General features: G+C 71.6%; 17 protein-coding genes. 7 read left to right on the plus strand and 10 right to left on the minus strand.

Features of this window, described 5'->3' with window-relative positions:
- Positions 1-38: 38 nt before the first annotated feature.
- Together purS and purQ are read left to right on the plus strand one after the other, a co-directional pair.
- Positions 39-281 (plus strand): phosphoribosylformylglycinamidine synthase subunit PurS, encoded by a 243-nt coding sequence (purS, locus tag MNOD_RS08050; protein WP_015928356.1) that lies wholly within the window; start codon positions 39-41, stop codon positions 279-281.
- The gene (purQ, locus tag MNOD_RS08055) at positions 278-964 is read left to right on the plus strand and encodes a phosphoribosylformylglycinamidine synthase subunit PurQ (protein WP_015928357.1); all 687 of its coding nucleotides are present in this window, start codon (positions 278-280) and stop codon (positions 962-964) included. The genes purS and purQ overlap by 4 nt, the downstream gene beginning before the upstream one ends.
- A 425-nt stretch (positions 965-1,389) precedes the next feature.
- On the opposite strand, the gene MNOD_RS08060 is transcribed toward purQ, so the two are convergent.
- Complete coding sequence (locus tag MNOD_RS08060) at positions 1,390-3,201, minus strand: IlvD/Edd family dehydratase (protein ID WP_015928358.1); 1,812 nt, start codon at positions 3,199-3,201, stop codon at positions 1,390-1,392.
- A 284-nt stretch (positions 3,202-3,485) separates the two neighbouring features.
- Between MNOD_RS08060 and MNOD_RS08065 the strand changes: the two genes are divergently transcribed.
- The 3 genes from MNOD_RS08065 to MNOD_RS08075 all read left to right on the plus strand — a co-directional run bounded on the left by MNOD_RS08065 (position 3,486) and on the right by MNOD_RS08075 (position 6,462).
- Positions 3,486-3,692, plus strand: a complete 207-nt coding sequence (locus tag MNOD_RS08065) for a hypothetical protein (RefSeq protein ID WP_015928359.1) — start codon at positions 3,486-3,488, stop codon at positions 3,690-3,692.
- 16 nt (positions 3,693-3,708) lie between these two features.
- A complete protein-coding gene (locus MNOD_RS08070; protein ID WP_015928360.1) occupies positions 3,709-4,887 on the plus strand; it encodes a pyridoxal phosphate-dependent aminotransferase in 1,179 nt (392 codons plus the stop codon).
- Positions 4,888-5,415: 528 nt separating this feature from the next.
- The gene (locus tag MNOD_RS08075; protein ID WP_015928361.1) at positions 5,416-6,462 is read left to right on the plus strand and encodes a sensor histidine kinase; all 1,047 of its coding nucleotides are present in this window, start codon (positions 5,416-5,418) and stop codon (positions 6,460-6,462) included.
- Positions 6,463-6,514: 52 nt separating this feature from the next.
- On the opposite strand, the gene MNOD_RS08080 is transcribed toward MNOD_RS08075, so the two are convergent.
- From MNOD_RS08080 to MNOD_RS08095, 5 genes are all read right to left on the minus strand, one after another.
- On the minus strand, positions 6,515-6,700 hold the full coding sequence (locus MNOD_RS08080) for a twin transmembrane helix small protein (protein ID WP_015928362.1): 186 nt from the start codon (positions 6,698-6,700) through the stop codon (positions 6,515-6,517).
- Between the two features lie 158 nt (positions 6,701-6,858).
- The gene (locus MNOD_RS08085) at positions 6,859-9,480 is read right to left on the minus strand and encodes a TIGR02302 family protein (protein ID WP_015928363.1); all 2,622 of its coding nucleotides are present in this window, start codon (positions 9,478-9,480) and stop codon (positions 6,859-6,861) included.
- Positions 9,481-9,568: 88 nt separating this feature from the next.
- Positions 9,569-9,745: a hypothetical protein gene (locus MNOD_RS41290; protein WP_157091405.1), complete on the minus strand. Its 177-nt coding sequence runs from the start codon at positions 9,743-9,745 to the stop codon at positions 9,569-9,571.
- A gap of 110 nt (positions 9,746-9,855) precedes the next feature.
- Positions 9,856-11,148: a diaminopimelate decarboxylase gene (gene lysA, locus MNOD_RS08090; protein ID WP_015928365.1), complete on the minus strand. Its 1,293-nt coding sequence runs from the start codon at positions 11,146-11,148 to the stop codon at positions 9,856-9,858.
- Between the two features lie 304 nt (positions 11,149-11,452).
- A complete protein-coding gene (locus tag MNOD_RS08095) occupies positions 11,453-11,740 on the minus strand; it encodes a hypothetical protein (protein WP_043748306.1) in 288 nt (95 codons plus the stop codon).
- A gap of 501 nt (positions 11,741-12,241) precedes the next feature.
- Here MNOD_RS08095 and MNOD_RS08100 point away from each other — a divergent pair.
- The gene (locus MNOD_RS08100; RefSeq protein ID WP_015928367.1) at positions 12,242-14,347 is read left to right on the plus strand and encodes an ATP-binding protein; all 2,106 of its coding nucleotides are present in this window, start codon (positions 12,242-12,244) and stop codon (positions 14,345-14,347) included.
- 372 nt (positions 14,348-14,719) lie between these two features.
- Here the strand turns inward: MNOD_RS08100 and MNOD_RS08105 are convergent, their stop codons facing one another.
- The 3 genes from MNOD_RS08105 to MNOD_RS08115 form a co-directional block, all read right to left on the minus strand.
- Positions 14,720-14,983 carry a 3',5'-cyclic-nucleotide phosphodiesterase gene (locus MNOD_RS08105; RefSeq protein ID WP_015928368.1) on the minus strand — a complete coding sequence of 88 codons (264 nt, stop codon included), beginning with the start codon at positions 14,981-14,983 and terminating at the stop codon, positions 14,720-14,722.
- Between the two features lie 96 nt (positions 14,984-15,079).
- Positions 15,080-16,090 carry a coiled-coil domain-containing protein gene (locus tag MNOD_RS08110; RefSeq protein ID WP_244424687.1) on the minus strand — a complete coding sequence of 337 codons (1,011 nt, stop codon included), beginning with the start codon at positions 16,088-16,090 and terminating at the stop codon, positions 15,080-15,082.
- A 43-nt stretch (positions 16,091-16,133) separates the two neighbouring features.
- The gene (locus tag MNOD_RS08115; RefSeq protein ID WP_015928370.1) at positions 16,134-16,736 is read right to left on the minus strand and encodes a DUF1134 domain-containing protein; all 603 of its coding nucleotides are present in this window, start codon (positions 16,734-16,736) and stop codon (positions 16,134-16,136) included.
- Between the two features lie 134 nt (positions 16,737-16,870).
- Here MNOD_RS08115 and MNOD_RS08120 point away from each other — a divergent pair, with 134 nt between their 5' ends.
- Positions 16,871-17,353 carry a YHS domain-containing (seleno)protein gene (locus MNOD_RS08120; protein ID WP_015928371.1) on the plus strand — a complete coding sequence of 161 codons (483 nt, stop codon included), beginning with the start codon at positions 16,871-16,873 and terminating at the stop codon, positions 17,351-17,353.
- A 46-nt stretch (positions 17,354-17,399) separates the two neighbouring features.
- Here MNOD_RS08120 and MNOD_RS08125 read toward each other — a convergent pair whose 3' ends face one another.
- Positions 17,400-18,236: a 3'(2'),5'-bisphosphate nucleotidase CysQ family protein gene (locus MNOD_RS08125; RefSeq protein WP_015928372.1), complete on the minus strand. Its 837-nt coding sequence runs from the start codon at positions 18,234-18,236 to the stop codon at positions 17,400-17,402.
- Between the last annotated feature and the right edge of the window lie 6 nt (positions 18,237-18,242).

Raw genomic sequence — 18,242 nt, forward strand, 5'->3', positions numbered from 1 at the left:
ATCGGAGGGCCCGGAGCCCCGCAGCCGAAGGTCTGCCGATGAAAGCGCGCGTCACCGTCACCCTGAAGACCGGCGTCCTCGACCCGCAGGGCAAGGCCATCGAGGGGGCGCTGCGCTCGCTCGGCATCGCCGGCATCGCCAGCGTGCGCCAGGGCAAGTTCTTCGAGGTCGAGGTGGAGGGCACCGATCCGGCCGCCGCCGAGGCGACGGTCAAGGCCGCCTGCGACAAGCTCCTCGCCAACACGGTGGTCGAGAACTACCGGGTCGAGATCGCGCGATGAAGGCCGCCGTCGTCGTCTTCCCGGGCTCGAACCGCGAGGCGGACGTGGCCCGGGCCCTCCGGCTCGCGGGCGCCGAGGTGACCAAGGTCTGGCACGCCGACACGGCGCTGCCGGCGGGCACCGATCTCGCGGTCCTGCCCGGCGGCTTCTCCTACGGCGACTATCTGCGCTGCGGCGCCATCGCGGGGCGCGCCCACGCCATGGACGCGGTGCGCGCCCACGCGGCCCGGGGCGGCCTCGTGCTCGGCATCTGCAACGGCTTCCAGATCCTGTGCGAGTCGGGACTCCTGCCCGGCGTGCTGATGCGCAACGTCAACCGCCGCTTCATCTGCCACCGGCAGACCCTGCGGGTGGAGCGCACCGACACGGCCTTCACGCGCGCCTATGCGGAGAAGCAGGTCATCGACGTCTGCGTGGCGCATGGCGAAGGCAACTACTTCGCCGATCCCGAGATGATCGCCCGCATCGAGGGCGAGGGCCGGGTCGCCTTCCGCTACTGCGACGCGGCGGGCAACCTGACCGAGACGGCCAACCGCAACGGCTCGCTGAACTCCATCGCGGGGATCTATTCCGAGAACCGCAACGTGCTCGGCCTGATGCCGCACCCGGAGAACTTCGTCGAGGATCTGGTCGGCGGCACGGATGGGCGCGGGTTGTTCGAGAGCCTCGCCAAGGCCGCCTGACGCGTCGGGGGAGATGCGGGAACCGCCGATCCTCCGTTTGAGTCAAGACGGACCCTGACCTGCGATCAGTCCGGTTCGGTTGACCGCACCCCCGACTTCAGGATGAGGTCAAGAATGGGACGAGGCGTCTTGTAGCTTCCGGACGGCCCCTCTTCCGGACGACTGCAGCGTCAGCGGAAGGAGATCCGGAATCCAGCAAGGGACCTGCCGCGAAGCGGCTCGGCATTTCAGCAACGGCGCTGACAAGCGGGCGCTTGGCGATTTTATTGTCTTTGCCAACGGCCCAAGAGGCGGCCGATCGAAGAAGCATCCTCTCTCGTGCGGAAGCCCGGTTCCGGAACGCGCCGAGTTTCAGGTGCAGGGGCCGGCACCAAGCCGGCCGCGACCGGCCCCGGCAGGCCGGTCGCGGTGCAGAAGAAACGCCCTCAGTGGTTGTCGCGCGGCGGCCCCATGGTCTGGGCGACCTTCTGGAAGGCGTCGGAGCCCCGCAGGATCATGCCCTCGGAGAGCTGCTCCACCATCGCCCGCTGGATCGCCTGCCAGGGCGTCTGGCTTGCCGGGTAGGGATAGCCGCCCCGGGCGGCGAGGTCCTCGCGCCGCCGCGCCAGCTCCTCGTCCGAGAGCAGGATGTCCGCCTGCCGCTTGTTCAGGTCGATGCGGATACGGTCGCCGTTCTGCAGGAGCGCGAGCCCGCCGCCCGCCGCCGCCTCCGGCGAGGCGTTGAGGATCGAGGGCGTGCCCGAGGTGCCCGATTGCCGCCCGTCGCCGATGCAGGGCAGGGAGAGCACGCCCCGGCGGATCAGCGCGCCCGGCGGTTGCATGTTCACCACCTCGGCGGCGCCCGGATAGCCGATCGGGCCCGCCCCGCGCATGATCAGGATGGTGTTCTCGTCGATGTCGAGGGCGGGGTCGTCGATCCGGTGGTGATAGTCCTCCGGCCCGTCGAACACCACGACCCGCCCCTCGAAGGCATAGGGGTCGTTCGGGTTCGACAGGTAGCGGTCGTAGAACTCGCGGCTGATCACGCTCGTCTTCATGATCGCGGAATCGAACAGCGTGCCCTTGAGATTGAGGAAGCCCGCCCGCTCCCGCAGGGGTTCCGAATAGGGCTTGATGACCTCGCGGTCCCAGGTCCTGGCCTCGCGGCAGTTCTCGCCGATGGTGCGGCCGTTGCAGGTGAGCGCGTCCGCGTGGATCTTGCCCGCCTCGATCAGCTCGGCGATGACCGCCGGCAGGCCCCCCGCCCGGAAATATTCCTCGCCCAGATAGGCGCCGGCCGGCTGCATGTTGACCAGGAGCGGGATGTCGTAGCCGACGCGCTCCCAGTCGTCGCAGGTCAGGGGCACGCCGATCAGCTTGGCGATGGCGTTGATGTGGATCGGCGCGTTGGTCGAGCCGCCGATGGCGGTGTTGGCGACGATGGCGTTCTCGAAGGCCTCGCGGGTCAGGATGTCGGAAGGCTTCAGATCCTCCCACACCATCTCGACGATGCGCTGGCCGGTGGCATAGGCCGCCTGTCCCCGCTCGCGATAGGGGGCGGGGATCGCCGCCGAGCCCGGCAGCGCCATGCCGAGCGCCTCGGCGAGCGCATTCATGGTCGAGGCGGTGCCCATCGTGTTGCAATGGCCCGTGGAGGGGGCCGAGGAGGCCACGATGTCGAGGAATTGCTGGTAGTCGATGTCGCCCGCCGCGTGGCGCTCGCGCGCCTTCCAGACCACGGTGCCCGAGCCCGTGCGCTCGCCGCGGCTCCAGCCGTTCAGCATCGGCCCGACATTGAGCGAGATCGCCGGAATGTTCACGGTCGCGGCCGCCATCAGGCAGGCCGGCATGGTCTTGTCGCAGCCGGTGAGCAGCACCACCCCGTCGAGGGGATAGCCGTACAGCACCTCCACCAGCGACAGATAGGCGAGATTGCGGTCGAGGGCGGCGGTCGGGCGCTTGCCCGTCTCCTGGATCGGATGGCAGGGGAACTCGAAGGCGACGCCGCCCGCCGCCGTGATGCCGTCGCGCACGCGCTTGGCGAGTTCCATGTGGTGGCGGTTGCAGGGCGAGAGGTCGGAGCCGGTCTGCGCGATGCCGATCAGTGGCTTGCCCGCCTGCAGCTCGGCCTGGGTGAGGCCGTAATTCAGGTAGCGCTCCAGGTAGAGCGCAGTCATGCCCGGATTGTCGGGGTTGTCGAACCACAGTCGCGACCGCAGGCGGCTCGGGTCGATCCGGGGACGGGGCGTCGGGGCCATGCGGGCGTTCCTCCTTGGGAAGCGCTCCCCGCCGGAGTGGATACCGGTTCGGCAGGGAGCGCGTGACATCGAGACTTGAGACGGCCCGGCCGGGTCGGGCCGTCTCCCAGCGACGGGCCGGACTTTGGACCCGGGCGGTGCGGGAAGGCAACAGAGGCGAGCCGTTCCAGACTGGCCCGGCGCACGCGTCGTCGCAGGACGAAAGATTCCCACCAAGGGGTGTCCCCTCCCGCGCGACGGGGTGCTATGACGCCGGCGCATTTTCTCCCGTCAAGGCCGGATTCATGAGCGAGAAGACCACCAACCCGTTGATCCCGATCGGCATCGTGGTGTTGCTGCCGGTGATCGCCTGCCTCGTCCTGATGCTGGTCGACGAGGGCATCGAGCGCTCGCTCCTGTGGGCCGCCGTCAGAGTCGGGATCCTGCTCATCGTCATCGGCGGCGCGCTCTCCTTCGGCGCGAGCCGCCTCGCGGCCAAGAGCGGCCAGTAAGCGTCAGCGCGCGGCGATGCCGACCCTCGTTCCCGCCTTCGGGCGCATCGGGGAAGAGAACGCCTTCGCGGTGCTGGCGCGCGCCACGGCGCTCGCTCAGGCCGGGCGGGACGTGATCAACCTCGGCATCGGCCAGCCCGACATGCCGACCCCGCCCCACGTGGTGGAGGCGGCGGTCAAGGCTTTGCGCGACGGCCATCACGGCTACACGCCCGCCACCGGCATCCTGCCCCTGCGCGAGGCGGTTGCCCGCGACATCCGCCGCCGCCTCGACGTCGAGGTCTCCCCCGACAGCGTCATGATCGTGCCGGGCGGCAAGGTCACGATGTTCGCCGCGATCCTGATGTTCGGCGAGCCGGGGGCGGAGATCCTCTATCCGGATCCGGGCTTCCCGATCTACCGCTCGATGATCGAGTTCACGGGCGCGACGCCGGTGCCGATCCCGATCCGCGAGGCGAATGGCTTCGCGTTCTCGGCCGAGGAGACGCTGGCGCTGATCACGCCCCGCACGCGGCTCGTGATCCTCAACTCGCCCGCGAACCCCACCGGCGGCGTGACGCCGAAGGCCGAGATCGACCGGCTCGTTGCCGGGCTCGCCGCGCATCCCAACGTGGCTTTGCTGTCCGACGAGATCTACGGCACCATGACCTATGACGGCGAGCGGCACCACTCGCTGCTCGCCTATCCGGAGATCCGCGATCGGCTGATCTACCTCGACGGGGCCTCGAAGACCTACGCGATGACCGGCTGGCGTCTCGGCTGGTCGGTCTGGCCGGCCCCCTTCTACGAGGCGGCGCGCAAGCTCGCGGTGAACTCCTTCTCATGCGTCAACGCGGCGACGCAATGGGCCGGGATCGCGGCCCTCGACGGCCCGCAGGATGCGGTCGCTGCCATGATGGCCGAGTTCGACCGCCGCCGGCTCATCGTGGTCGAGGGCCTGAACCGGCTGCCGGGCATCTCCTGCATCACCCCGAAGGGCGCCTTCTACGCCTTCCCGAACATTGCCCGCACGGGCTGGAAGGCCAAGGCGCTCGCCTCCGCGCTGCTGGAGGAGGCCGGCGTCGCCACCATCGGCGGTCCGGATTTCGGCGTGCACGGCGAGGGCTATCTGCGGCTCTCCTATGCCAACTCGGCCGAGAACATCCTGCGGGCGCTGGAGCGGATGGGCGAGTTCCTGGCGCGCAACCCGCGCTGAGATCGCAAGGCGGCCGGCCCCCCGGGCCAAGCAATCTCGCAATCCCGCCGGAATGTCCTGCCTTTCCGTGCCGTTCTTTCATGTTGATCCGGGCGCGGGTCTCGGCATGTGATCCGGTTTCCGAACCGATCGTCCGGAAACCGGATCACATGCCGAGACTCGCGCGGTGCGGAGCAAAGCTCCGCGCCCCCTTGAGCGAAGCCGAAATCCGCATTGCCGCGCGATTGCGGCAGCAATCGCCGAGCAATCAATCGGATTTCGTCTGAGGACCTAGACTGAATGACCTAGGTCTTCCGCGCCACATAGTCAGCCTGCCGGTCGGTGGATTATGATCGCTTGCCGAGAGTTCGGGCGGTGGGTTCGGAGACTCGATTGCCGGATCCTTCCTCGCGGGGCCGCAGCAGGCCGGCGCGGCGATCCCATCCGCTCTGGCTGCGGCGCGTGTCGGCAGGTCTGACGGGGGCGCCGCGGGCATCAGCATTGGTGGGGCCGGTGCGACAGGGGCGGGCGCAGGGGGATCAGTGACCGATGACGGGGTCGAGGCAGGCTGCGGCGCTCGCGCCGGCGCTGATCTGGTTCGAGCGCTGGATGCAGGCCACGAAGCGCCTGCGCCGCCATCCATGGCTCGCCGATGCCTGCGGGGTCGTGGCCTTCGCCGGGGCGCTGGCGCTTCGCTTCGCGCTCGACGGGATCCTGTCCTCCGGCTTCCCCTACCTGACCTTCTTTCCGGCCGTCATCATCACGACCTTCGCGTGCGGTCCGCGTCCCGGCACCATCTGCGCGGTGCTGTCGGGGCTGGCCGCGTGGTACTTCTTCATGGCGCCGCGCTATTCGCTGGTGCTCACCGGCGAGAGCGCGCTCGCCCTCGTCCTCTACGCCTTCATCGTCGCGGTCGATATCGTCCTGATCGCGTCCATGCAGCGCGCCTCCGAGCGGCTGCGGCAGCAGCAGCGGCTCTCGAACCGCCTCATCGAGCAGCAGCGGGTCCTGTTCCAGGAACTCCAGCACCGCGTGGCCAACTCGATGCAGTTCGTGGCCGCTCTGCTTGCGCTGCAGAAGCGGCAGGCCGCGCATGATCCGCAGGCGGCCCTCAACGCCCTCGACGAGGCGCGCCTGCGGGTCGAGTTGATGGCGCGCATTCACCGGCGGCTCTACGATCCCGCGAGCCTCGAGCGTCCGATCGGGGCGTATCTGCAGGAGATCTGTTCGGATCTGCTCGATGCGACGGGCGCGCGGACCGTGATCTGCCGCGTCGAGATGCCGCCGGTCCGCCTGGACCTAAGCCGCCTGACGACCCTGTCGCTTCTCGTGGTCGAGGTCGTCACCAATGCGATCAAGCACGCCTTCCCGGACGGCGCGCGGGGCACGATCACGATCCGCCTGGAGCCCCTTGCGGCCGGACGTCTCCTCCTGACCATCACGGATGACGGACGCGGGTTGCCGGCCGATTTCGACCAGCAGGTCCGGGACCGCCTGGGCTTCCGCATCATCCAGAACCTCGCGGCGCAGCTTGGCGGGCAGGTCCGCTACGAGTCGAAGGGCGGGACGGTCGCGCGGCTGGAATTCCCCGTCTGAGCCGGTAACGGGCGGGTGTGCTGCCGGTCTCCGAAAACCAGCCTTCGCCGCCTCAGGCGCCGCGCCACCAGATCACGCCCATGATCACCACGATGGCGATGAATTGCAGCAGCACGCGCAGGCGCATCAGGCGCTGCGAGAGATTGGCGCTGCCACCCCGCAGCATGTTGACGAGGCCGAAGAGCAGCACGACGGCGACGGCGATGCAGGCGATGAGGACGACGGTATCGGCAGACATCGGGGGCTAGGTCCGGAAGCGAGGAGCGACGGCGCGCCGGTCGCGGCGGCGGCGTGTCGTGCTGGAACGAAGAGGCGCGAGCCCGCTCCCGCGCGGACGAGGGGCCGGCGCCTCTTACATGGGGATCGAGGGCCGGGCGAGCGACCTGTCGCATCCCCTCAATTCCGCCGCAGCAGCCGCTCGAAATAGTCCAGCTCCTCGCGGGCGCGGTTCGGGTCGCCGAGCTTGCGGCGCAGCTCCTCCAGGATGCGCCGCGCGCGTTCCATGCCGGATTCCTCAGCGGTCGGCACCCGCACGCGGCCATCGGAATAGTCGCGGCTGCGGGTGGGGCGGCCGAGGGGGTCGTTGTCGCGGGCGCCCTGGCGGCCCTGCTGGCCGGGCTGGCCGTTGCTCTGCTGGCCCTCGCCGGGCTGCTCGTTCTGACCCTCCTGGCCCATCTGCTGCATCTGCTGGGCCATGCCCTGCGTGCCGCGCTGGAGCCCTTCGAGGGCCCGGCCCTGCGCGTCGACCGCGCTGCCCTCCTGGCCCTGGCCGAGGGCCTGCTCGGCCTCGCGCATGGCCTGCTCGGCATCGGCGAGGCCCTGCTCGCCCTGCATCCCGAGCTCCTTCATCCGGCGCTGCAGCTCCTCCAGGCGCTCCCGCAGGGCCTGCTGGCGCTCGCCGAGGCCGCCCTGGCCCGGCTGCTGCCCCTTCTGCCCCTGCTCGCCCTCGCCGGGCTGCTGCCCCGGGCGCGGCTGCCCCTGACGGCCCCGCTGGCCCTGCTGCTGACGGTCGCCCGGCTGACCCGGCTGGGATTGCTGGCCGTTGCGGCCGAAGCGCCGCTCCTGCCCCTGCCGGAAGGTCTCGTCGCGCAGGCCCTGCTGCTCGCGGGCCATGTTCTCCAGCTCCTGCATCGAGCGGTTCATCTCGCGCATGGCCGGGTCGGACATCCGCGAGCCCGGCTGGGCCATCTGCAGGTTCTCCAGAATGCCCCGGAGCTGGTCGAGGAGGCGCTGCGCCTCGGCCACGTCGCCCCGCTTCATCGCCTCCTGCATCTGCTGGAGCATGCGGTCGAGGTCGTCGGGCGTCACGGTCCGGTCGGCCTGCTGCTGGCGGGAATCGCCGGATTGCGGGTTCTGCTGCTGGCGCTGGGCGAACTCCTTCAGGAACCGGTCCATCGCTTGGCGGAGGTCGTCCGTGAGCTTCTTGATCTCCTCCTCGGAGGCGCCGCGGTCGAGGGCCTCCTTCAGCCGGTCCTGGGCGGCGCGCAGGGCCTTCTCGGCGTCCGAGAGATCACCCTCCTCGATCTGCAGGGCCATGGCCCAGAGGAAGTCGGCCACCTCGACGAGCGCCTCGTCGGACTTCGCGGCCCTGAGGCGCCCGGCCGCTTCCCTGAGGCCGAGGAAGACGCCCCATTGCGGCGTGAAGCGCTCGGGCGCGATGAGGAGCGCGTCGAGCGAGGTCTGCACGCGGGCCCGCCCCCCGTCCGGATCGAGGACGAGGCGGCGGCGCTCCTCCGCCAGTGACCGGGCGAGGGGCTGCGTGAACACCCGGCCGGGAAGCGTGACGACGAGGGGCGCGCTGCGCCCCTCCTGACCCGCCTCGTCCTTGGCGACGAGGGTCATGGTCACCCGGGCGCCCGCCCAAGGGTTGTCGGTGAGGTCGATGAGCGTGCGGGTGTCGTTGCCGCCCTGCGGCTCGGCGGGCAGGCTGAGCGCGAGGCGCGGCGGCGGCACCAGCGTGCGGCTGCGGGTCAGCGGCTCCACCAGGCCTTCGGCCGAGGCGATGCCGTAATCGTCCTTCGCCCGATAGGCGATCGTGAAGGTGCCGCGCCCATTCGCCTCGGGCGGTCCCGCGAAGGCGATCTCCGGCGGCCTGTCGGGGATGGTCTCGACGGTGAGGCGGTGGCCGCGGGAGAGCCCGGTCTGCACCGTGAGATCGGCCGGCCCGCCCGTGAGGGTGAAGCGCTCCTCGCGCAGCTCAGGCCGGGGGGCGCTTGCGGGCGCGATGGGCTTGAGGCCGCTGCCGGGCGTCACGCTGGCATCCGCGGCGCCCGCGACGCGGATCACCAGGGTGGAGTTCACCGGCGCCCGCAGGTGCTGGTCCGCCTCCGCGATGGTGACGATCAGCGGCGGCAGGCGGGTGTAGAGCGGCGGATCGATCCAGCCGTCGATGCGGAAGGCCGGGCCCGGCGCGGGCGGCCCGCGCCAGTCGAAGGCGGCCGCGAGGCGCTCTCCCGCCTCCGGGCCGGCCACGAAGGCGCCCGCGACCGCGGCGATGAGCGCACCCGCGCGCAGGGCGTAGGGGTCGCGCCGGACCATGCCGGGCCGCGGTGCCGAGACCTTGAGGCGGTCGAGCGCCTGGGCGGCCCGGCGGCGGTGCAGCTCCCACAGCGCCCGCGTCGCGGGATCCTGCGTGCCGAGGGCGAGCGTGTCCTCCAGGGCGCGGGCCGGCCCGTGGCGCAGCCCCGCATCCCGGTCGATGCGGGCGAGCGCCTGCGGGCGGGTGAGCGGCCGCAGGCGCAGGAGCGGGAGCAGGGCGGCGAGGAGCGCGACGGCGAAGAGGCCGATTCCGGCCATGCGCCAGGACGGCGGCGCATCGAGCCAGAGCCCCAGCCAGGAGGCGGCGAGGAAGACCAGCAGAACGGCGAGCCCGCGCCACAGGATCGGCCAGGCCTGCTCCCAGGCGGTGACGCGGCCGGCCCGGACCACGAGCCGGTCGAGGCCCCTGCTCAGGTCACGCTGGTCGATCGGGGTCCGGTCGGTCGGGGTCCTGGCGGTCTCCGGCTCGGCCACGCTCATCCGCTGCTCCCGCTCGCTCGCACCCGCCGAACCTCCCGCGCCAGGCGAGGGGTCAAGGCTAGCACGCGGGCGGCCGGGGACCAGCGGGTCAAATCCGCTCAGGCGGCCGGCCCGCGGGCGGGGAGGAGACCGGCCCGTCCCGCAGGGTCTGCCGCACGGCGGCGAGGAGGGCGTGGTGTTCCGCCGCGAGGCGGCGCGCCTGCGCGACGGCGGCCTCGGCGCGGGCGGCGAGGGAGCGGTGATCGGAGATGGGGGGAGCGGACATGGCGGGCCTCGGCGACGACCCGGAGACCATGGCGGCAGGCTCCTCGCGCCTGCGTTTCGCGGATCCGTCGCATTTGAGCGATCGGGCCCGGGGACCGGCCCGCACCCGCTTCAGGACGCCGGAGCGCCCCGTGCGGGCTCGAGCCAGTCCGGCACCCGGTCGAGGCCGATCAGCTCCTCGTAGGTCTGGCGCGGGCGCACGACGGCATGGTCGGCGCCCCGCACCAGCACCTCGGGCACGAGGCGGCGGGTGTTGTAGGTGCCCGCCTGGACCGCGCCGTAGGCGCCTGCCGTCATCACGGCGATGAGATCGCCCGGCGCGACGGCCGGCATCTCGCGGCCGAGGGCGAGATAATCCCCACTCTCGCAGACCGGGCCGACCACGTCCGCGGTAAGGCGCGGCGCGTGCGGATCCGGCTGCGCCACCGGACGGATGGCATGATAGGCCTCGTAGAGCGTCGGGCGGATGAGGTCGTTCATCGCCGCATCGACGATCACGAAGGTCCGGCCCTCGCCCTGCTTCACGTAGACCACCCGGGTGACGAGGATGCCCGCATTGCCGGCGATCATCCGGCCGATCTCGAAGACCGGACGCAAGCCCAAGGGGCGGAAATGCGGGCGCAGCACCGCCGCGAAGGCGCTCGGGTCGGGCGGGGGGGCGTTGTCGTCCCGGTACGGGATGCCGAGCCCGCCGCCGAAATCGATGTGGTGGAGCCGGTGCCCCGCCGCCATCAGGTCGCGGGCGAGCTCGGCGAGCAGCGCCGCCGCGTTGTCGAACGGCGCCAGATCGGTGATCTGGCTGCCGATATGCATGTCGACGCCCGCCAGCCGCAGGCCCGGCAGGGTGGCCGCGCGGGCATAGACCTCCCGGGCCCGGGAGATCGGGATGCCGAACTTGTTCTCGGACTTGCCCGTCGAGATCTTGGCGTGGGTGCGTGCGTCGACGTCGGGATTGACCCGGATCGAGACCGGCGCATCGCGCCCGAGCCCCTGCGCCACCTCCGACAGGGCGGCGAGCTCCGGCTCGCTTTCAACGTTGAAGCAGAGGATGCCGGCCTGGAGCGCCGCTTCCATCTCGGCCTTCGTCTTGGCGACGCCCGAGAAGACGATGCGCTCGGCGGGCACGCCGGCCGCGAGGGCCCGGCGCAACTCGCCCTCCGACACGATGTCCATGCCCGCGCCGAGCCGCGCCAGCGTGGCGAGCACCGCCTGATTCGAATTCGCCTTCACGGCGTAGCAGACCAGGGGATCGTCGCCCGCGAAGGCCTCGGCGAAGACGCGGTAGTGCCGCTCCAGGGTGGCCGAGGCGTAGCAGTAGAAGGGCGTGCCGATCTCTCCGGCGAGCTGCGCGAGATCGACCTCCTCCGCGTGGAGCGTGCCGTTCCGGTAGGTGAAGTGGTGCATCGTGGTCTCGACCGGTTTGGTCGCCCCGCCTAGAGCGCTCCCCGCCGAAGTGGATGCCGGTTCGGCGTCAGGGAGCGCGAAAAATCAAAGACTGAAGAGCCGTGCCCGGTTCAACCGAAACGGGCACGGCTCTAGAGCATTTTCCGACGAAGCGGATGCCGGTTCGTCGCAGAAAATGCGGTCAACTCAAAGGCCTGGAGCAGAAGGCGTTCCACCGTGAACGGATTCTGCTCCAGCACGAATCGGCGGCCCGTCGCGTCCCCGGGCCGATCGGGGCCGGTTCCGATCGCCCCGCCGGCCTCGGTCACAGCAGCGGGTCGAGCGGGAAGGGACCCTGCGGGACGGTGTAGCGCTTGCGGGTGTTGCGCGAGGATTGCTTGGAGGGCTGAGCGATGCCGGGCGTGTCGAGCGTCGGCGGCAGGGCCGGATCCTCCTCCTCGGCGGCTCCCTCGCCGGCGCCGACCGTGCCGGGCAGGGCGGGACGGCTCGCGGCCGGGGCTGCCGCCTGGGGGGCTTCGAGCGGGCCGCGCCGGCCGCAGGCTCCGCAGAGCGCGATCAAGCCGAGGACGAGGAGGAGACGGAACAGGGGCATCCGGGATCCGAAGCGTGGCCGCGGCACCATAGCGGCGGACCGGCAGCGATGCGAGCCTGGTTTGTGCCGGAGCGGCGCATTCCCGGCGCGTCTCGCGGGGCGGAGCCGGCGATCCCGCGCCGCGCTGCCCGCCCGGCCCATCCGCATGCCTCCGCGTCGGGCGCATGCGATCCCGTGTCGATCTCGATAGAATCATGACGGGACGTGCTTCATATAAATGACGAAAATCATCTCAATTTGAAAGATTCCGTTTCCGGGTTTATTTGCACGTCGTGCCTGCCTATCGCGAGAGTCGATGGAGATGCTCGGCGAGCGATGGTCGAGGAAGCGGGGGCGGGTCCGAGACGCGACGGGAGGACCGAGCCTGCTGGACAGAAAAGGGGCAACGAAGCGGCGGAGCGGGGGACCCGCGCCGCAAACGTCACTCGCCATCGTGTTGCTGAACGGTTAAGCTTTGTGCCGTTCTCGTGGCGGCCCGCCACCGCGCTGAGAGGGAGACCCGTGAGCCTCTCGACGGTGCGCCTGCACCAGCTCCTCGTCGCTGCGGCCTTCCTGGTTCCGTGCGCGGTCCTCCTCGGGGCCGCGTGGTGGAACCGGGCCGAGGTGCTGCGGGAGGCCGACAACGCGATCCAGCGCACGGCCGCGGTGATGCACGAACACGCCTCGAAGGTGTTCGACACGGCCGAGCTGGCGATGGACCGGGTGGACGATTACGTCTTCGACCGGCCCTGGACGCAGATCGGCGCCCCGGCGACGAGCGCCTTCCTGTCCACCCTCAAGGCGCCGCTCGCCCAGGCGGTCGCCGTCTGGGTGGTGGATCCGCAGGGCGTGGTGCGGGCGAGCAGCCGTGAGGGCGACCTCGGCACCAGCCTGTCGGGCCGCGACATCTTTGCCGTCCATCGCCCGCGGGACATCGGCATCTATGTGAGCCCTTCCGTCCGCGAGGGCGACCAGCAGACCTTCGCGGTGAGCCGGCGCCGCTCGACCGAGGACGGGCGCTTCGACGGCGTCATCGTGATCGCCCTCGGCACCGGCTATTTCGGCCGCTTCTACGCGGAGGTCGCGGCGCCCACCGCCCACGAGGCGCTGCTGCTGCGCGCCGATGGGGCGGTGCTGGTGCGCGAGCCCGAGAGCGCCGGCGCCGAGCCGCGTCTCCCCGCCGCCGATCCGCTGATGCGCGCGATCCACGCGCGGCCCCAGGGCGGCTTCGCCACCGTGGCGCCGCCCGGCCTGCCCGAGGAGCGCACGGCCTGGCGCCGGGTCGGCGACTATCCCGTGCAGGTCGCCTATTCGCTCCAGACCCGGGTGGCCGAGGAGCGCTGGCACGAGAATCTGCAGCTCTACGGCGCGGTCGCCGCGGTCTCGGCGCTGACGCTCGTGCTGATGGCATGGCTCGCCCTGTGGCGTGCCCGCGCGGAGGAGGAGGCGCTGGCGCGCCTCACCCGCGAGACCGCCCAGCGCGCCGCGGCCGAGGAGCAGCTGCGCCAGAGCCAGAAGATGGAAGCGGTGGGCCAGCTCACCGGCGGCATCGCCCACGACTTCAACAACCTGCTCGCCGTCATCACGGGTTCGCTGGAGGTGCTGCAGCGGCGCCTCGCCCGGGGCGACACCGATGTGGGCCGCTTCATCGACGGGGCCCTGGACGGAGCCGACCGAGCGGCGAAGCTGACGCACCGGCTCCTCGCTTTCGCCCGCCAGCAGCCCCTGGAGCCCCGCCCCACCGACCCGAACGGGCTCATCACCGGCATGGTCGATCTGCTGCGGCGCACGCTCGGCGAGACGGTCACGGTCGAGACGCGCCTCGCCGCCGGGGCGCCGCCCATCTTCGTCGACCAGAACCAGCTCGAGAACGCGATCCTCAACCTCGCGGTCAATGCCCGCGACGCGATGCCGGGCGGCGGACGCCTGACGCTGGAGACCGCCCGCGACACGACCGAGGACGGCCGGCCCGCCGTCGCCATCACGGTGCGCGACACCGGCACGGGCATGTCGCCCGAGGTGGCGGCCCGCGCCTTCGAGCCGTTCTTCACCACGAAGCCGCAGGGCCGCGGCACCGGGCTCGGCCTCAGCCAGGTCTACGGCTTCGTGACGCAGTCCGGGGGGCGGGTGCGGATCGACAGCGCGCCCGGGCTCGGCACCGCGATCGTGCTGGTGCTGCCCGTCTATGACGGCGAGGCGCCCGTGGAGGGGACCGGGCGCGGGCGCCTCGCCGGGCCGGCGCCCGAGGGCAAGGCCCGCACGGTACTGGTGGTCGAGGACGATGCGATGGTTCGCCGCGCCAGCGCCGAGACGATCGGCGAACTCGGCTACCAGACCCTGACGGCGGCGGACGGCCAGGCCGCGCTCGCCTGCCTGGAGACGAACCGGGACGTCGCCGTGCTGTTCACCGACGTGGTGATGCCCGGCCTCGACGGGCCGACCCTCGCGGCCGAGGCCCGGCGGCGGCGTCCCGGGCTGAAGGTGGTGTTCGCCACTGGCCACGGCCGGGACGAGGGGCGGAACGGGCCGCTGCCGGGGCCCGGCGAAACGGTCCTGCGCAAGCCGTTCACGATCGAGGATCTGGCGGCGGCGCTGCAGGCCGTGTCCCGCGAGGAAGCCTCCGCCTGAAGGACCGGCGCTCTGCTGGCCCGGCTCCGCACCGATCATCCCAACGGTCATCGAAAATGACCGTTGGGATCAGTTGCCACCGGCCGGGCCGACCCTGGCGGATGGAACCGCGGCTGACTGAGCGCCCCTCCGATGGCACCCTCAACTGCCCTCATGCTGAGGTGCTGGCGATCGAAGATCGCACGGAGCCTCTGGCCGGCATCAGCCGGCACGCACGCCGGACCGCTGGTCCGAGGCTCGGGGGGATGGGATCACCGCTCAGGCGTGCTTCGAGGCAGCCTGCGCGATCTGCGATCGCCCGCGCCTCAGCATGAGGAGCGGGGCGGATTCCACGCAGGTCATTCCAACGGTCATTTCCAATGACCGTTGGTATCAGTTCCGGATGGTCTTGCTCTGCTTCTGGCTGTCTTCGTATGCGTCGATCGCCCGTTTGCAGTTGACCGAGATCTTCTTCATGTTCTTTTCGAAGCAGCGATCGACTTCCGGGCTTTCGGGAGGAAGATTGCCGCAATAGGTCAGATAGTCGCCCGTGCAGTACTTCTTGAGGATGGGGTCGTCGCGCTGCGCCGTGGCCGGGCCGGCGGTCAACGCGGCGCCGGCGAGCAGAAGGGCAAACGACGTCAGCTTGACCGTCATGGTGAAGAGCCTCGCAGCTTGTGAGGGAATGGCGCGGAGATGGCCTGAAACGGCCGGTCTGACAAGAGCAAGGCGACGGGCAAGGGCGACGCAGCCCTACCCGGTCGAGCGCGCCGCGGCCGGCGAGGGCAGCGGGGTGGCCGGGGGAAGGCGCGGCTCGGGCCGGCTGCCCGCGGGCCGCGCCTGGGCCATGAGCGCCTCCGCCACCTCGACGATCCGCCGTTCGAGGGCGGCGTTCTCGGCCTGCAGGCGCTCGCTCGGCGGATGGCGCGCCTCGGCCTCCGCCAAGGCCCGGCGTGCACCCGCGAGCCCTTCGAGGGTGGCCGCATGGGCAGGCCGCAACTCGGCGAGTTCCTGCTCGACGGCGACGTGGCGGGCGGTCAGGTCGGCCAGCGCATCTTCGAGCGCCTGGATCTGGGCGTGGGCACCAGCCGCCACGCTCTCGCTGACGCTCACCAGGTTCTCGCGGGCCTCGCGCGCCTGCTCCTCGGCCAAGCCGCAGGCGGTCTCGGCCTCGGTGAGCGCCCGGCGCGCCTCCTCGAGGGCGGTGCGGGTGGCCTCGAGGTCGGCGAGCGCCCGCTGGTGCGGGCCTTCGAGGGCGCGCAGCGCCTCCTCGGCCGCCGCCCGGGCGACGCGCAGCTCGTCGCGCTCCGCCTCGACGGAGGCGAGCCGGGCCCGGGTTCCCGCGAGGTCCCGCTCCAGCACGGCGAGGCGGGCGTCGCGCTGCTCCAGTTCGGTGGCGAGCGTCCCGATCCGCACCGCGCGCCGGCCGAACTCCTCCATCTCCTCCCGCCGTTCGGCCCGCGCCTCCTCGACCTTGCGCTCGAGCTGACGCTGGAGCACGGCGAACTCGGCCCGCAGATGATCCTTCTCGGCGGTGAGCTCGGCGATGGACATGGGGAACTGGGCCTCGAGCCGCCGCCGCGCCAGCCGCTCGGCCCGGGCGTTGAGGGAGGGCAGGACGACCAGCGCGCACAGGCCCGCGCTGAGGACACCCAGCGCGAAGATCATTACGGATTCGATCACGCGGGCAACACTCTCATCGGGGCGCTTGGGGATCGGGGCCGGATCGACCGGACCCTGCCACGGGACCGGTGCCGGGGCCAAGGCCCGATCCGCGGCTGGACTCGACCTTAAGCAAGCGCCGAGGTCAGAATGGGTTCCAGGTCGGCTCGTCCGTGAACTTCAGGTAGCCGACATTGATTCCCAGCCGGGCGCCGACCCCGGTGCGGATCGGCACCACCACGATGTTGTCGGCCGCCGCCGCCGCCATGCTGACGCCGCCGACCACGTAGGCCGAGCCGTCCATCCCGACGAAGCGGCGGAAGAGGCCGCGCACCGAGGGCAGGTTGTAGACGAGCATCATGGTGCGGGCGCCGTCGCCGCCGACGTCGAAGCCGAGCGACGGGCCCTGCCAGAAGACGCGGCGCTGGCCGGCATTGCGGGTGTAGAGCGTGCCCTCGCCGTAGCGCACCCCGCCGATCACGGCGCCCGAGGCCTCCTGCCCGAGGATGTAGCCGTTCGGCTCGCCCCAGCGCCGGGCCGCCTCCTGGACGGCCAGCGCCAGCCCGCGCGAGGTCGCGCCGAAGAAACGATGGCCGGAATCGAGGATCTCCCGGGAATCGAAGGTCTCCGGGTTCGCATTCTGGGCCGCCGCCGGGCCGAGGCCGCAGACCAGGGATGCCGCCGCACAGAGGAGCGCGCGGCGGGTCGGGCGACGCACGGGATCCGGTCCGGATGAGGCGAAGAGCATCTGTTAGCATCCCGGCGCTAAGCATCGTCCCGCGACCGGTTTCACGGACGCGAGCGATACGAAAAACCAACGCTCCCCGGCTCGGTCGCGGTGGGCCGCGAGACTCCTCCGGGAGGGGCCAGGATGAACGGAATATGGTCAATATCGGGTTAACGCGGCGCGGCCTGCTGTCGCTGGCCGTCGCCGGTCCGCTCGCGGTGGGTCCCGAGGGGGCGGGCCCGCACTCGCCGCTCCCGCCCCTCTTCGCCGTCGATCCCCTGTCGGGCCTGGCGCTCCGCGGCTACGACCCGGTCTCCTACGCGCTCGGCGAGTGGCCGGTGCCGGGTCGCGCCGCCTACGAGCTGGCCTGGGCCGGCCTCGCGTGGCGCTTCGCCGGCCCTGCCAACCGGGCGGCCTTCGCCCGCGACCCGGAGATCTATGCGCCTCGCCTCGGCGGCTACGACCCGGTCGGGATCGCCGAGGGCCGATTCGTGGATGCCGATCCGCTCGTGGCGCTGCATCGGAGCGGCCGCCTCTACCTGTTCCGCAACGAGGCGCGCCGCGCGGCGGCCGATGCCGTCGTGATCGCTGCCGCGGAGGCGCGGTGGCCGGCCCTCCAGCGCCGGCTCGAGAGCTGAGCGGGGGGCAGGACCCGCCGGCGCCGGCGGGTCCTCGTCGGCCGCCTCAGGCCGAGGGCAGGGCCACGCGATGCGCGTAGGCCGGGTCGCCCAGCGCCGCGAAGGGCCCGTTGCGGTAGCCCTGCGCCCTGCGGCCGTACAGGAAGGGGCGCCCGGCAAAGTCGACGAGGCAGCCGCCGGCCTGCGTGAGGATATGGTCGCCCGCCGCGGTGTCCCATTCCATCGTGGGGCCGCTGCGCAGGTAGAGATCGGCGTCCCCCGCCGCGATCAGCCCGAACTTCAACGCCGAGGAGACCGGTCGCCGCTGCCCGATCGGCAGCCGCGCGAGGCAGGCCTCGTCGGCCGGATTGCCGTGCAGGCGGCTCACCAGGGCGGTCATGCCCTCGCGCGGCGTCGGGCGCACGGCGATCGCGACGGCCGGTCCGGGCCGGCCGTCCGCGATCGGAGCCTCGAAGGCGCCGACGCCCGCGCGCCAGACGCGGCCGAGCGCGGGCGCCGCCAGCGCCGCCGCGACCGGGCGGCCCGAGGCGATCAGCGCGATGTTGACGCTGTACTCGCCGGTGCCCCGCAGGAAGTCGCGGGTTCCGTCGAGGGGATCGACCAGGAAGAACAGGGAGGCGCCGCCACAGGTGCCGGCGGTCTCCTCGGCGACGACCGGGATCTCGGGCCAGCGCGCGCGCAAAGCCGCGAGGATGCTGGCTTCCGCGGCGAGATCCGCGTCCGTGGTCGGCGACCCGTCCTCCTTGAAGCGGTGTGGGCAGGGGCCGGTCTCGTAGCGGCGCAGGATCACCCCGGCGGCGCAGGCAATCTCGGCCAGGATGGCGGCGATCGCGTCGCGCTCGGCGGCATCCGGAACGCGGTCTTGGGAGAGCATCACGGGCATGCATCC

The sequence above is a fragment of the Methylobacterium nodulans ORS 2060 genome (genome assembly GCF_000022085.1).
Lineage (GTDB): Bacteria > Pseudomonadota > Alphaproteobacteria > Rhizobiales > Beijerinckiaceae > Methylobacterium > Methylobacterium nodulans.